This is a genomic window from Bradyrhizobium sp. ISRA464 (assembly GCF_029910095.1).
In the GTDB taxonomy this organism is placed as follows: domain Bacteria; phylum Pseudomonadota; class Alphaproteobacteria; order Rhizobiales; family Xanthobacteraceae; genus Bradyrhizobium.
This window is the reverse complement of record NZ_CP094526.1, coordinates 2,613,718-2,627,864: the sequence shown is the minus strand read 5'-3', so window position 1 is coordinate 2,627,864 and position 14,147 is coordinate 2,613,718. Positions and strand designations below refer to the sequence as shown.

The window sequence follows — 14,147 nt, the reverse complement described above, 5'->3', positions numbered from 1 at the left end:
TCCGTCCCTCGTTCCTCGTGCTTGCCGCGGCCGAATTGCGGTCGCAGGCCGGCAATGATAGCAAACCAGCCGCCCGAGGAAACACCAAGCAAACACCGTCGAAACACAACAACGAGAACAGCAGATGTCCGATGCCCATTCCGCCGGCTGGGGTCCGGCGACCTACTATCCCGATCCGGCCATCCACGCGCTCGACCCGCGCTTCGAGAAATATTGGCTGAAACTGTCCGCGGTGGAGCGGCTCGCCACCGGCCTGCGCTGGGCCGAAGGCCCAGTGTGGTTCGGCGACGGACGCTATCTGTTGTGCAGCGACATTCCGAACCAGCGCATCATCAAATGGGAGGAAGAGACCGGCGCGGTCAGCATCTTCCGAAAACCCTCGAACTTCGCCAACGGCAACACCCGCGACCGCCAGGGACGGCTGATCACCTGCGAGCACGGCGGCCGCCGCGTGGTGCGCACCGAATATGACGGTTCGATCACGGTGCTGATCGACTCCTTCGACGGCAAGCGGCTGAACTCGCCGAACGACGTCGTGGTGAAATCCGACGGCTCGATCTGGTTCACCGATCCGACCTTCGGCCTGCTCGGGAACTACGAGGGCTACAAGGCCGAGCCCGAGATCGACCCTAATGTCTATCGGCTCGATCCCGCGACCGGCAAGGCCACCATCGTCGCGGAGGGCGTGCTGGGGCCGAACGGGCTCTGCTTCTCGCCGGACGAGAAGATCCTCTACGTCGTGGAATCCCGCGGAGTGCCGAACCGAAAGATCCTTGCCTATGACGTATCACCCGACGGCACGACGATTTCCAACAAGCGCGTGTTCATCGACGCCGGCCCGGGCACGCCCGATGGCATGCGCTGCGACATCGACGGGAATCTGTGGTGCGGTTGGGGCATGGGCGATCCCGAACTCGACGGCGTGGTCGTATTCGCGCCCGACGGCGTCATGATCGGCCGCATCGCGCTGCCGGAGCGCTGCGCCAACCTCTGCTTCGGCGGACTGAAGCGCAACCGCCTGTTCATGGCGGCGAGCCAGTCGATCTATGCGCTCTATGTAAACACCCAAGGCGCGCTCGGCGGTTGATCCGAACGTCATTGCGAGGAGCTCGCGACAAAATTGCAGAGCAATTTTGCGCTGAAGCGACGAAGCAACCATCTTTCCGCGCGTGAGGAGAGATGGATTGCTTCGCGGAGCCTGTCATCCGGCGGCGCTTCGCGCCGACCGGGTGGCTCGCAATGACGAAGAACCTGCGGTCTCGACCTTCGCAAGACTCGAACCCTTCAAAACCTTGCACCCAGAAAACCTGACGCCGGAGCAGTTACCTGCCCCGGCGTCAAAATCTCGTCTCTCGTGGACCAGCTTACGCCGCGTTGTAACCCGCGACGGCCTTGGCCTCGAGATACTCTTCAAGACCGTAACGGCCCCACTCGCGGCCGTTGCCGGACTGCTTGTAACCACCGAACGGCGCGGAGCGCTCGTTCGGCACGCCCTGCAGGTTGACGTTGCCGGCGCGGATCTGGCGGCCGACGCGGCGCGCGCTTTCCACGGTGTCGGCCGAGACATAACCGGCGAGACCATAGGGCGTGTCGTTGGCAATCCTGACGGCGTCGGCTTCGTCCTTGGCGCCGATGATGGTCAGCACCGGTCCGAAGATCTCTTCGCGGGCGATCGTCATCTCATTGGTGACGTCGGCGAAGATGGTCGGACGGACGTAGAAGCCCTTGTTGACGCCCTCGGGCAGGCCCGGACCACCGGCGACGAGCGTTGCGCCCTCGTCGATGCCCTTCTGGATCAGCGCCTGGATCTTGTCCCACTGACCGCGGTTGACCACGGGGCCAATCGTCGTGTCGGCAGCGCGCGGATCGCCGGCCTTGGTCTTGTCGGCGACGCCCTTCGCGATTGCGGCCACTTCCTTCATCTTGGAGAGCGGCACGATCATGCGCGACGGCGCGTTGCAGGACTGGCCCGAGTTGTTGAACATGTGCATCACGCCGCCGGTCACCGCCTTGGTCAGGTCGGCGCCCTCGAGGATGACGTTCGGCGACTTGCCACCGAGCTCCTGGCTGACGCGCTTCACGGTCGGGGCTGCACGCTTGGCGACGTCGACGCCGGCGCGGGTCGAGCCGGTGAACGAGATCATGTCGATGTCCGGATGCTCGCTCATCGCGGCACCCACCTCCGGACCGAGGCCATTGAGGAGGTTGAACACGCCCTTCGGCACGCCGGCCTCATGGAGGATCTCGGCGAAGATCAGCGCCGAGGTCGGGGTGAACTCCGACGGCTTCAGGATCATGGTGCAGCCGGCGGCGAGCGCGGGCGCCACCTTGCAGGCGATCTGGTTGAGCGGCCAGTTCCAGGGCGTGATCATGCCGACGACGCCGACCGGCTCGCGCACGATCACGGCGGTGCCCATGGTCTCCTCGAACTCGTACTTCTTGAGCACTTCAAGGGTGTTCATGAGATGGCCGAGGCCGGCGCCGGCCTGCAGCTTTTCGGCCATCGGCAACGGCGCGCCCATCTCGTCGGAGACGGCGGCGCCGATCTCCTTCATGCGGCCCTTGTAGACCTCGACGATCTTGGTGAGCAGCGCGACGCGCTCCTCGCGGCTGGTCCGGGAATAGGTCTCGAACGCGCGCTTGGCGGCGGCGACCGCCTTGTCGAGATCGGCCTTGGAGCCGAGCGCAACCTCATACATCGCCTCTTCGGTCGCCGGATTGACGACCGGGGTGGACTTCTTGACGACCGGGTCGACCCAGGCGCCATCGATGTAGAATTGCATGCGATTGACCATCGGAAACCTCTTGTAGGGGGCGTATGGAAAGGGAACGGAAGCGTTCGGCAGGCATCCTTGCACGAAAGCCAGGCGAATTGAACCCGCCATATGCGGGACGCGGCTCGTGCGCGCACCACGGATATAAGGTCGCTGCCGCTCGCGTGGCAAGCCTTGCCGCCCGCCCCTCACCCGTAGCGTCACACCGCCATCTTGCGATGCCGGACCGGGGCGCCGACGGAGAGGCTTTCCGCCGCATCGATGATCGCGTTGGCGTCGATGCCGTAGTGGCGGTAGAGGTCGCCGATCGTCCCGGTCTGGCCGAAATGCTCGACCCCGAGCGCCTCGACCCGATGGCCGCGCACGCTGCCGAGCCAGCCGAGCGAGGCCGGATGGCCGTCGATCACGGTCACTATGCTGCAGTCGCGGCCGAGCGGCGCCAGCAACCGCTCGATATGACTCAAATGCTGCACGCCGCGCCGGTCGCGGCGCAAATTCCGCGCCGCGGACCAACCCGCATAGAGCCGGTCGGCGGACGTGACCGCGAGTAAACCGACGTCGCGATGGCTTTCGCCGATCAGCCCGACCGCCTCGATCGCCTCGGGTGCGACCGTCCCAGTATAGGCGACCACCAGGTCGCAGTTCGGGCCCGGCTTGCGCAGCCAGTAGGCGCCGTCGGTGATGTCGCGCCGCAGGTCCGGCGTCATGATCCGCTGCGGCTGCTCGATCGTGCGCGTCGAGAGCCGCAAGTAGACCGACCCGCCCTCCGCGCCCTCGCGCTGCATGTGCTGGAATCCCCAGCCCATGATCACGGCAAGTTCATCGACGAAGGCCGGATCGAACGAGGCGAGCCCGTCCTGTCCGAGCCCGATCAGGGGCGTCTTGATCGACTGGTGCGCGCCGCCCTCCGGCGCCAGCGACACGCCGGACGGCGTCGCCGCCACCATGAAGCGGGCATCCTGGTAGCAGGCATAGTTCAGCGCATCGAGGCCGCGCTCGATGAAGGGATCGTAGAGCGTGCCGACCGGCAGCAGCCGCGTGCCGTTGATCTGGTGCGACAGACCGAGCGCCGAGAGCATGATGAACAGGTTCATCTCGGCGATGCCGAGCTCGATATGCTGTCCCTTCGGCGAATATTCCCAGGTGTAGGCGGACGGAATCTTCTCCTGCCGGAACAGGTCGTGGTTCTCCAGCTTCGCGAACAGGCCGCGGCGATTGACCCAGGCGCCGAGATTGGTCGACACGGTGACGTCGGGCGATGCGGTGACGATCCGCGAGGCCAGCGCGCTGTCGCCGCGCGCAAGCTCGTGCAACACGAGGCCGAAGCCCTGCTGCGTCGACATCTGCGCCGAGGCCTTGAAGGCGAGCTGCTCTGGCACGTCGATGTCAGGCGCCGACAGCCGGCGGCGTCCCTCGCGATTGAACGGCGCCTCCGCCAGGAAGGCCTCGAGCTTCGCGGGGTCTTGCGACAGGCCCTCGAACTTGTCCCACTCATGGCCGGCGCGGATGTTCTGCGCGGCGCGCCACTTCTCCATCTGCGCTACCGTCATCAGGCCGGCGTGGTTGTCCTTGTGGCCCTGCATCGGCAGGCCGACGCCCTTGATGGTGTAGGCGATGAAGCAGACCGGACGATCGTGATCAACGGCTTCGAACGCCTCGATCATGCTCGCCATGTCATGGCCGCCGAGGTTCGACATCAGCGCCAGCAGCTGCTCGTCGCTGCGGCGGTCGATCAGGGCCGACACCGGCCCCTGGTCGCCAATGTCGTCCTGCAAGTGCTTGCGGAAGGCCGCGCCGCCCTGGAAGCACAGCGCCGCGTACATCTGGTTCGGGCAATTGTCGATCCAGCGCCTGAGCGCCTCGCCGCCCGGCTCGGCAAACGCTTCCAGCATCAGTTTGCCGTACTTCACGATCATCACGTCCCAGCCGAAATTGCGGAACATGGTTTCGAACTTGGCCCACAACCCTTCGCGCACCACGGCGTCGAGCGACTGGCGGTTATAGTCGACCACCCACCAGGTGTTGCGCAGGCCGTGCTTCCAGCCCTCGAGCAGCGCCTCGAAAATGTTGCCCTCGTCCATCTCGGCGTCGCCGACCAGCGCGATCATGCGGCCCTCGGGGCGGTCCTTCATCCAGCCATGCGCCTTGACGTAATCCTGCACCAGCGAGGCGAACAACGTCTGCGCCACGCCCAATCCCACAGAGCCGGTGGAGAAGTCGACGTCGTCGGTGTCCTTGGTGCGCGACGGATAGGATTGCGCGCCCTTATAGCCGCGGAAATTCTCCAGCTTGTCGTGGGTCTGATGCCCGAACAGATACTGAATCGCGTGGAACACCGGGCTCGCATGCGGCTTCACCGCGACGCGGTCCTGCGGGCGCAGCACCGAGAAATACAGCGCCGACATGATGTTGGCGAGCGAAGCTGACGATGCCTGATGGCCGCCGACTTTCAAGCCGTCGGTGTTCGGCCTGACATGGTTGGCGTGATGGATGGTCCACGACGACAGCCACAGCACCTTGCGGGCCAGAGCGGACAGCATGTCGAGGCGTTCAGGCGCGATTCCCATGGCGGAGCTCCGAGGCGATCTAACGGATGTTACCGCCGCAGGGGGCAGCGAAAATCTCAATTCCACGCGACAGCACAGGAAAAATTGGGATAAATTCCCACGATCCGACCTCAACCTGCGAGTTCATCCCAATGCCTGCCCTCGATGCCATCGACCGCAAGATCCTCAGCCTGCTCCAGACCGACAGCCGCATGACCATGCAGGAGCTTGCCGACAAGGTCGGGCTGTCGGTGTCGCCATGCCATCGCCGGGTGAAGCTGCTCGAGGAGCGCGGCGTGATCAGCCGCTACATCGCAACCGTCGATCAGAAATCGATCGGGCTGCATGTCAGCGTCTTCATCTCGATCAAGCTCGCGCGGCAGAAGGAGGAGGACCTCAACCGCTTCGCGCGCGCGATCTCCAAATGGGACGAGGTGCTCGAATGCTATCTGATGACCGGCAATCGCGATTACCTGCTTCGCGTCGTCGCCGCCGACCTCTCCTCCTATGAGGCGTTCCTGAAGAACAAGCTGACCCGGCTCGACGGCATCGCCTCCATCGAGTCGAGCTTTGCCTTGAGCCAGGTGAAGTATTCGACCGCGCTGCCGGTGTGAGCGCGGCTTGTTTTGGGCCGCCTCGCAGTGGTGGGGACTGGCATCATCAACACACTCGGCCGTCATACCCCGCCCCCGCGCATGCGGGGTATCCAGTACGCCGCGGCCTTTAGGATCAGTCACGGCTGCCTCTGGAATACTGGATCGCCCGCCTTCGCGGGCGATGACAGTTGCTGATGAGGATATGGCATCGCATTCTCGCGACGTGAATCGTCCGAGTTTTGCCTCTCGTTTTCGCCCTCTCTTGAACAGAGGGCGCAGGGAAAGCCGGGTGCCGATCGCACCCATGGGTCCCGAGCAAATGGAAAGCTCGGGAGGTAGGACCACAGGTGAAACCGGAAACACTCCGGCTTTCCCTGCGCGATGGTTTTACGGCTTATACGTGCTCTCCCCGGCGAGATTGGGCTTGTTTGTCACCGTCATCCGCGAGACGCTTCCGCGTCCTGGGAGTCGACACCTGCCACTAGGGCGTCGGAACCACACGACTTCACCGTCCGCCTTGCATGTGCTCGTCAGTCACACGCTCGGCGTCCACCGCATCTCGACCCAACACTCGTGACGATCGCGAAGCGCCCCTCAAGCGGGTGAGACGGGCCATTCATACACTGAGTTGCACTTCTGATAAACAGAAATATTTTGTACGCGAGGGCTTGCGCCGTCGGGCAACTCAGTGATTGGCGCTCGATCGGCCTCGGTGGAGGCCTTGCCCGCAGCAACCATTGTCGCGGCGATAAAGCAGCATTAATGCACCGCCTCAATCGGCGGAGATGCAGCGCCGATCAGCCTTGCCCCGCCAGCTCGCAGGGGCATAGAGAGGCTCCGGCTGCGGAGACGTTTGCGTTCGTGACGACGGCTCGGCACGCGCCACAGATTGAGGCACCTCGCGCGAGCCTTGAGCCGATAACGCCGACGCCGACCGTTCCACTGCCGTCACTTGTTTGAGGCCGAATTGCCTTGGCATGGGCTCCTCCGAATCAAGGTCTCTGCGTCGTCGATCGCAGCGTGAGCGGTTTACAGCGCGAAGGGAAATGCTTTGTCCGGTTTCTCAACCTCTTTATGAAGGAACCTGCTCGGATATTTCCGAGGCTGTTCTTGGCTCGTCGCTACGGCAAGCATGCGTGGAGATGCAGCCCGGTCTCCTCGCAGGCTTCGCAGCCGTCAGCCCAGGACCGAATTCGACGTTGGCGATCCCTGCGGAGGGGCGCGCTCGCAAACAGTTGCTTGCGACGCACACCGCGGCGGGAACCGAGCGGCGACGTGGGGTGTTGATGTCAGGCCTTATTGAATTGAGTGCCTTGACGCGAAGTGAGAACCACCATGGCTGGAGCTGCTCGCAAACAGGTGTGGTTGACGCTGGTCGCAATTCTCGCAGCCGCAGCATCGGCGGCGCTGCTTGCGGATCCTGCCCAGGCGGCCCGTGGCGGCGGACCTGGCGGAGGTCACGGCGGTGGCGGTGGTGGCGGCGGATTTCACGGCGGCGGTGGCGGCGGTTTCCACGGTGGCGGTGGAGGTTTCCACGCCGGCGGTGGCGGCGCCTTCCATGGCGGTGGCGGCTTCCGTGGGGGCGGGGGTGGTTTCCACGGCGGCGGGCTTCGCGCTGGTGGCTTTCATGGCGGAGGCGCTCGCGGTGGCGGCTTTCACACCATTCATCCCGCGCCTCATGCCGCTCCACGAATCGGCCGCAGCACCGGCGCGCGACAATTCCACGCCACTCGCACTCCGGGCGCGACCCACAATCCAGCCATCACGCGCAATCCGGCCATCTCGAACGGCTTAGCCGCCGGCCGTCATGCGCCCTCCGCCGCGGTGATGCGGCGCAACGCCAGCGCTGTCGGTCGCACCCTGTCCTCGCGTCAGATTACGACCGCGCTGCACAGTCCCGGCGGCTTGCGAAACCCGATGGCGCGCGCGGCGATTACGACGGCCGCTGCGGGGGCCGCGTGGGGATATCAGGGCGGAGGCTGGTGGTGGCGCCACCCACATGGCGGCTTCGGCTGGGTCGGGCCGGTGTTCTGGCCCTACGCCTACTACGATCTTTATGACTACACTTGGTGGGGCTGGGGGTATGACCCGTACTTCTGGGACTATGGCTACGGCGATATCTATGCCGGCCTGTTCGGTCCCTATGACTACGACGCCTTGAGCGGCTACGCCGATTATCTGCCGGGCCGCGGCGGATCACGGCAGGCGACGCGTTCCGGCGGTCAGACAACAGCGACACTCGCCGACATGTGCGGCAGCGACAGCCGCGACATCGCGGGGTTCCCGATCGACCAGTTCCGCAGCGCGATCGACCCCAACGCCGAACAGAGCGCCGCGCTCGACGACCTCGCTGCCGCTTCGCAGCAGGCGTCCGAGATCATTCTCAATTCGTGCCCGAAGGACGTGCCGCTGACTGCGCCGAGCCGGCTGGCCGCGATGCAGCAGCGTCTCGAGGCCATGCGCAGCGCGGTGGAGACGCTAAGGCCGCCGCTCGACAAGTTCTATGGGCTATTGAGCGACGATCAGAAGGCCAAGGTGACCGCGTTGGTGGCAGAGCAGCAGCGCGCGCGGCGTGGACGCGCTCCACGCGAAAACACCGTGGACACCGCGACCTGCAATGCTGCGCAGCCCGCCGCCATCGAATGGCCCGGCGATCTCATCGAACGCAATGTGAAGCCGACCGACGCCCAGCGCGCGAGCCTCGACGCGCTGCGGGATGCGGCGACGAAGGCCGAGGACACCCTGAAGTCGTCCTGTCCGCCCACCGAGGCGCGAACGCCGCCGGCGCGGCTTGCGGCCGTGGAAGCAAGACTGGATACAATGCTGCAAGCGATCGGGACGGTGCGTCCGGCGCTCGACGCCTTCTACAACTCGCTGAGCGACGAGCAGAAGGCCGCGTTCGACGCGATCGGCCCCGAGCGCAATGGCAGCAGGACGGCGATGGCCGCTGATACCGACGAGCCACGGCGCAGTCATCATCGCCGCCACCACCATTACGGGCCCAATATCGGAGGCATGATCTTCCGGATGATGGGCTTGTGAGGCTCGCGCGGTCGGGCAGCAACCGCGGAGAAACTGTGCCCCCCGATTGCTTGCGGTGGAGGGCAATCGCGTATGCGGTTGTGTTGCGCGTTCGGTGCTTGTGGTTTGGTTATTGTACCCACAAACTCGTCATGCCCGGGCGTGTCCGAGCATCCACGTTTTTGTTCTCGATGTGAAGTTGAGACGTGGATGGCCGGGACAAGCCAGGACAAGCCCGGCCATGACGACGTGGAAACGTCAGCCCCGGACCCGTCTCACACCTTCCCGCGGTATCGCAGCGCCTCGACCAGCAGCGAGAACGCGGGTGAGGCCTGCCGGCGGCTCGGATAATAGAGGTGATAGCCGGAAAACGGCGGGCACCAGTCGGCCAGCACGCGCACCAGCCGGCCGGCCGCAAGATGCGGCTTCGCCTGCCCTTCGGTCAGATAGGCAAGGCCAAGCCCGTTCAGCGCGGCGCTCAGCAGCGTGCCGGAGCCGTTGAACACGAGCTGGCCCTCGACGCGCACATTGAGCTCGCGTCCGTTCTTCTCGAACTCCCACGCATAGAGGCGGCCGCCATGGGTCGGCAGGCGCAGGTTGAGGCAATTGTGCTCGGTCAATTCCTGCGGCGTGCGCGGCTTCTTGCGCGTCGCGAAGTAGTCGGGCGAGCCAACCACCGCCATGCGCAGGTCCGGACTGACCCGCACCGCGATCATGTCCTTCGCGACCAGCTCGCCCGGGCGGATGCCGGCGTCATATTGCTCGGCCACGATGTTGCTGAGGCCGTAATCGATCACGACCTCCACGTTGATGTCGGGGTATTTCGGAAGGATCGCGCGCAGCGCCGGCATCAGGATCGCCTCGGCGGCGTGCTCGGTCGCCGTCAGGCGGATGGTGCCCGCCGGCTTCTCGCGCAGCGCGCTGAGTGCCGCGAGCTCGCCGTCCATCTCGTCGAATTTCGGCCCGATGGTGCGCAGCAGCCGCTCGCCGGCCAGCGTCGGCGCGACACTGCGGGTGGTGCGGCTCAACAGCCGCACCCCGAGCCGCTCCTCCAGCGCCCGCACGATCTGGCTCAATGCCGATTGCGAGAGGCCGAGCTTGGCGGCGGCGCGCGTAAAGCTCCGCTCCCGCGCCACCGCAAGGAAGATCAGCAGGTCGCTCGCATTGTCCCGGTCCATTGATTAGCGAGCCTCATGAATGCATGCAGTTTTCATCATCTAATCCGCGAGGGGCGGAAGCGCTAGCTTCGGCGCAGCACAGAATTCAGCCACCCCCGCCCATGTCCGTTACGACGTCAGATATGCGAGGCGCCATACCCTCGGTCGCCGCGACCCTGTTGCCGGTCATCGCCGTGATCTTCACGGGCTATCTGGTGATCGGCATCGCCATGCCGGTGCTGCCGCTGCATGTGCATCGGGACCTTGGATTCGGCACCTTCGTCGTCGGCCTCGTCGCCGGCAGCCAGTTCGCCGCCTCGCTGATCTCGCGTTTCACGGCCGGCCATCTTGCCGACACCACTGGCACCAAGCGCGTCGTGGCGAGCGGCCTGATCGCGGCTGCGGCCGCGGGATTGCTCTACGGCCTTTCACTCGAATTCGTCGAGATGCCCACATTGTCGCTCGCCGTGCTCCTGCTCGGGCGGGCGGTCCTGGGTGGCGCCGAAAGCTTCATGGTCGCGGGCGCCCTGACCTGGGGTCTGGCGCTCGCCGGTCCCGCGAACACTGGACGCGTGATGTCGTGGGTCGGCACCGCGATGTACGTCGCCTTTGCCGCCGGCGCGCCAGCCGGCAGCGCTCTCTTTGCGCGTCACGGCTTCGCCGCGATCGCGTTTACGACCATGCTGATTCCGCTCGCGACGCTCGCGCTGGTGGCGCCGCTACGCGGCGTCGCGCCGCAGCACCATGCACGGCCCGCGGTGACGAAGGTGCTCGGCGCAGTTGCCGTGCCCGGCCTCGGCCTTGCACTCTCATGTGTCGGCTTCGGCGCGATCACCACCTTCGTGGCGCTGTTGTTCGCGCACAACGGCTGGACCGCGGCATGGATCGCGCTGACGGCGGTCAGCACGGCCTTCATTGCCGGGCGGGTCGCCTTCGGCCACTGCCTGACCGCATCGGCGGACCGCGCGTCGCGCTGGTCTGCATCCTGATCGAGGCGGCCGGGCTCGCCGTGATCTGGCTCGCCGCGACACGGCTTGCGGTGTTCGGCGGCGCGGCGCTCGCCGGGCTCGGCTACTCGCTGGTCTATCCGGGCTTCGGCGTCGAGGCGATCCGCCGCGCGCCGCCGGAAAGCCGCGGCCTCGCCATGGGCGCCTACACCGCGTGCCTCGACCTTGCGCTCCGAATCACTGCGCCGCTGCTCGGGCTGATCGCCGGAGGCGCCGGGCTCAACGCCGTATTTCTCGCCAGCGCGTTGATCGTGCTGAGCGGGGCTTGCATCGCGCTGCGCCTGATGCGGCCGGCGGCGTCAGACACGCGAGCCTGACAGGAGATGACCGTGAAACGGATAGCCGCCGTGATCGGCGCCTTTTGCCTGATCGCTTCATACCCTGCGCTGGGGGAACAGCCACCACAAGGATCAAGACCCATGCCCAATATCGACGACATCCGGGCGGTCGCGCCCGCGCTGGAGAAATACCGCCAGGACGTCCTGCTCGGCGATCTCTGGAAGCGTCCGGGCCTGTCGCCGCGCGACCGCAGCCTGGTCACGCTCGCCGCGCTGATCGCGCGCAACCAGACGATCGAGCTTGCCTTCTACCTCGATCGCGCGCTCGACAATGGCGTGACGCCGGCCGAGATCTCCGAGGCCATCACCCATCTCGCCTTCTACACGGGATGGGCCAATGCGATGTCGGCGGTTGCCATTGCCAAGGACGTGTTCGCGGCGCGCGGGATCGGCACGAACCAGCTTCCCGCGGCGTCGGGCCCGCAGCTTGCGCTCGACGAGGCGGCCGAGGCGCAGCGCGCGACACGCGTTGCGCAGCAATCCGGCGACGCGGCGCCCGGCCTCGTGCAGTACACGGCCGATGTCCTGTTCCGCGATCTCTGGCTGCGGCCTGGGCTCGCGCCGCGCGACCGCAGCCTCGTCACCGTCAGCGCGCTGGTCGCGACCGGACAGGTCGCGCAGATCACCTATCACCTCAACCGCGCAATGGATAACGGCCTGACGAAGGCCGAGGCCGGCGAGCTGCTCACCCAGCTCGCCTTCTACGCCGGATGGCCGAACGCGTTCTCGGCGCTGCCGGTCGTCAAGGACGTGATCGCGCAACGGCCGCGATGACCTCGGTGTCGAGACGCGGCCTGCTCGCCGGCACTGGCGGGGCGCTTGCTGCGTTGACATCGCTGCGGCCGGCCGGCGGCGCCGTGCCAATTCAGACAACAGACCACAGGAGCAAGAGCATGCAGATCACCCGAATTGGATCGCAACCGTCCCGCAAGGGACCGGACGACTATTTCACCGGCACCGTCCGCGTCGACCCGCTGTTCCAGGCCCCCGAGCCGGCGCGCGTCGGCGGCGCCAGCGTGACGTTCGAGCCCGGCGCGCGCACCGCCTGGCACACTCATCCGCTCGGCCAGACCCTGATCGTCGCCGCCGGCTGCGGCTGGGTGCAGCGCGAGGGCGGGCCGATCGAGGAGATCAGGCCCGGCGACGTCGTCTGGTTTCCGCCCGGCGTCAAGCATTGGCACGGCGCGACGCCGACCACGGCCATGACGCACATCGCGATCCAGGAAACGCTCGACGGCAGGAATGTCGACTGGCTGGAAAAGGTCAGCGACGCGCAGTATCGCAGGTGATCGGGATGCGATAGGCCGAAGCCGTGCTCATGATGCGCAGGGTAGGCAAAGGCGCGCCAGCGCCGTGCCCTCCACCCGCGCAATTGTAGGCACGCTGCGCTTTGCTCACCCTACGATTACATCCTTAAAGCACCTTGCGCTGCGCCAGGTTCCGCATCAGCGCGCCGACGCCGAACGTCCAGTGCTCGCATTCGTCGCTGCCGCGCATGCGGTTGACCAGCTTGCCGAGCTGGGGCGCGGCGATGGTGACGATGTCGTCGCGCTTGTGGGTAAAACCCTGGCCGGGGGCATCGCGGTCCTTGACCGGCGCGAACATCGTGCCGAGGAACAGCGCGAAGCCATCAGGGTATTGATGCACGGGACCGATGGTCTGCGCGACGAGGTCGGTCGGGTCGCGGCTGATCTTGCTGATCGAGGAGTGACCCTCGAGCACGAAGCCGTCGGTCCCCGTCACGGTCAGGCCGACATCCATCCTGCGCACGTCATCCAGCGAGAAGGTCTGGTCGAACAGCCGCAGCAGCGGGCCGATCGCGCAGGAGGCGTTGTTGTCCTTCGCCTTCGACAGCAGCAGCGCCGAGCGGCCTTCGAAGTCGCGCAGATTGACGTCGTTGCCGAGCGCCGCGCCGACGATCCGGCCTGTGCTGGAGACGACGAGCACGACCTCCGGCTCCGGATTATTCCAGGTCGATTTCGGATGCAGCCCGGCATCCATGCCCGTGCCCACCGACGACAGCGTCGGAGCCTTGGTGAACACCTCGGCATCGGGGCCGATGCCGACCTCGAGATACTGGCTCCAGGCGTTCTGCTCGATCAGCACCTGCTTCAGCCTCATCGCCTCCGCCGAGCCCGGCTTCAACTTGGAGAGGTCGTCGCCGACGAGCCGCACCACCTCCTTGCGGATCGCCTCCGCCGACGACGGATTGCCGCGCGCCCGCTCCTCGATCACGCGCTCCAGCATCGAGATCGCGAAGGTGACGCCGGCCGCCTTCAGCACCTGCAGGTCGACCGGCGCGAGCAGCCAGGGCTTCTGCCTGTCGCGGTTATCGGGCGGCGTGTTGGCGAGGATCGCCGCAAAGTCGCCGATCCGCTCGCCTTTGGTGGCGCGCAATGCGGCGGCCGGATCCTGTTCCTCGCACAGCGCGCTGACCGTGGGAAACCGCGCGGTGACGTCGAACACGCCGTCATCGCGGACCGCCACCACGGCCGGACCGCCGGCCTGCGGCAGCCAGACCCGCCCCACCAGCGTGCCGCGGGTGCCGTCCTCCGGCAGGACATCTTTTGGCGTGAGTGAAATCATCGGTTTCTCCCTTTTTGATCTTGGCGCTTCCTAGCACAGCCATGGCTGCGATGTGAGGTGGTCGTCATCGCGATGTCACACGATGATAACACGCCCCGTCAATGCTCCCGCGCGATCCACCT

Annotated in this window: 11 protein-coding genes; 7 read left to right on the top strand and 4 right to left on the bottom strand. The window is 66.0% G+C overall.

The annotated features are described in order from the left end of the window. Window positions 1-124 precede the first annotated feature (124 nt). A complete protein-coding gene (locus MTX19_RS12210; protein ID WP_280983807.1) occupies window positions 125-1,087 on the top strand; it encodes an SMP-30/gluconolactonase/LRE family protein in 963 nt (320 codons plus the stop codon). A gap of 277 nt (window positions 1,088-1,364) precedes the next feature. Here MTX19_RS12210 and MTX19_RS12205 read toward each other — a convergent pair whose 3' ends face one another. Then, window positions 1,365-2,795: an aldehyde dehydrogenase family protein gene (locus MTX19_RS12205; RefSeq protein ID WP_280983806.1), complete on the bottom strand. Its 1,431-nt coding sequence runs from the start codon at window positions 2,793-2,795 to the stop codon at window positions 1,365-1,367. A gap of 179 nt (window positions 2,796-2,974) precedes the next feature. Then, complete coding sequence (locus tag MTX19_RS12200; RefSeq protein ID WP_280983805.1) at window positions 2,975-5,341, bottom strand: transketolase; 2,367 nt, start codon at window positions 5,339-5,341, stop codon at window positions 2,975-2,977. A gap of 131 nt (window positions 5,342-5,472) precedes the next feature. On the opposite strand from MTX19_RS12200, the gene MTX19_RS12195 reads away from it, so the two are divergent. Then, on the top strand, window positions 5,473-5,934 hold the full coding sequence (locus MTX19_RS12195) for an Lrp/AsnC family transcriptional regulator (RefSeq protein ID WP_016841346.1): 462 nt from the start codon (window positions 5,473-5,475) through the stop codon (window positions 5,932-5,934). A 1,317-nt stretch (window positions 5,935-7,251) separates the two neighbouring features. Continuing rightward, a complete protein-coding gene (locus tag MTX19_RS12190; RefSeq protein WP_280983804.1) occupies window positions 7,252-8,958 on the top strand; it encodes a Spy/CpxP family protein refolding chaperone in 1,707 nt (568 codons plus the stop codon). 254 nt (window positions 8,959-9,212) lie between these two features. On the opposite strand, the gene MTX19_RS12185 is transcribed toward MTX19_RS12190, so the two are convergent. Further along, on the bottom strand, window positions 9,213-10,115 hold the full coding sequence (locus MTX19_RS12185; protein ID WP_280983803.1) for a LysR family transcriptional regulator: 903 nt from the start codon (window positions 10,113-10,115) through the stop codon (window positions 9,213-9,215). A 122-nt stretch (window positions 10,116-10,237) separates the two neighbouring features. Here MTX19_RS12185 and MTX19_RS12180 point away from each other — a divergent pair, with 122 nt between their 5' ends. From MTX19_RS12180 to MTX19_RS12170, 4 genes are all read left to right on the top strand, one after another. Then, on the top strand, window positions 10,238-11,083 hold the full coding sequence (locus tag MTX19_RS12180; protein WP_348638280.1) for an MFS transporter: 846 nt from the start codon (window positions 10,238-10,240) through the stop codon (window positions 11,081-11,083). Beyond that, window positions 10,975-11,418: an MFS transporter gene (locus MTX19_RS39215; protein WP_348638279.1), complete on the top strand. Its 444-nt coding sequence runs from the start codon at window positions 10,975-10,977 to the stop codon at window positions 11,416-11,418. The genes MTX19_RS12180 and MTX19_RS39215 overlap by 109 nt, the downstream gene beginning before the upstream one ends. A 102-nt stretch (window positions 11,419-11,520) precedes the next feature. After that, entirely contained in the window at window positions 11,521-12,213 is a 693-nt protein-coding gene (locus MTX19_RS12175) for a carboxymuconolactone decarboxylase family protein (RefSeq protein WP_280983802.1), read from the top strand. Window positions 12,214-12,332: 119 nt separating this feature from the next. Beyond that, on the top strand, window positions 12,333-12,728 hold the full coding sequence (locus tag MTX19_RS12170; RefSeq protein WP_280983801.1) for a cupin domain-containing protein: 396 nt from the start codon (window positions 12,333-12,335) through the stop codon (window positions 12,726-12,728). Between the two features lie 124 nt (window positions 12,729-12,852). Here MTX19_RS12170 and MTX19_RS12165 read toward each other — a convergent pair whose 3' ends face one another. Next, window positions 12,853-14,025: a fumarylacetoacetate hydrolase family protein gene (locus tag MTX19_RS12165; RefSeq protein ID WP_280983800.1), complete on the bottom strand. Its 1,173-nt coding sequence runs from the start codon at window positions 14,023-14,025 to the stop codon at window positions 12,853-12,855. Window positions 14,026-14,147: the final 122 nt, after the last annotated feature.

Bases quoted from the DNA above. Each gene is read 5' to 3' on its own strand.
- MTX19_RS12210 (WP_280983807.1), top strand. From the start codon at position 125: ATGTCCGATGCCCATTCCGCCGGCTGGGGTCCGGCGACCTACTATCCC.
- MTX19_RS12205 (WP_280983806.1), bottom strand. From the start codon at position 2,795: ATGGTCAATCGCATGCAATTCTACATCGATGGCGCCTGGGTCGACCCG.
- MTX19_RS12200 (WP_280983805.1), bottom strand. From the start codon at position 5,341: ATGGGAATCGCGCCTGAACGCCTCGACATGCTGTCCGCTCTGGCCCGC.
- MTX19_RS12195 (WP_016841346.1), top strand. From the start codon at position 5,473: ATGCCTGCCCTCGATGCCATCGACCGCAAGATCCTCAGCCTGCTCCAG.
- MTX19_RS12190 (WP_280983804.1), top strand. From the start codon at position 7,252: ATGGCTGGAGCTGCTCGCAAACAGGTGTGGTTGACGCTGGTCGCAATT.
- MTX19_RS12185 (WP_280983803.1), bottom strand. From the start codon at position 10,115: ATGGACCGGGACAATGCGAGCGACCTGCTGATCTTCCTTGCGGTGGCG.
- MTX19_RS12180 (WP_348638280.1), top strand. From the start codon at position 10,238: ATGCGAGGCGCCATACCCTCGGTCGCCGCGACCCTGTTGCCGGTCATC.
- MTX19_RS39215 (WP_348638279.1), top strand. From the start codon at position 10,975: ATGGATCGCGCTGACGGCGGTCAGCACGGCCTTCATTGCCGGGCGGGT.
- MTX19_RS12175 (WP_280983802.1), top strand. From the start codon at position 11,521: ATGCCCAATATCGACGACATCCGGGCGGTCGCGCCCGCGCTGGAGAAA.
- MTX19_RS12170 (WP_280983801.1), top strand. From the start codon at position 12,333: ATGCAGATCACCCGAATTGGATCGCAACCGTCCCGCAAGGGACCGGAC.
- MTX19_RS12165 (WP_280983800.1), bottom strand. From the start codon at position 14,025: ATGATTTCACTCACGCCAAAAGATGTCCTGCCGGAGGACGGCACCCGC.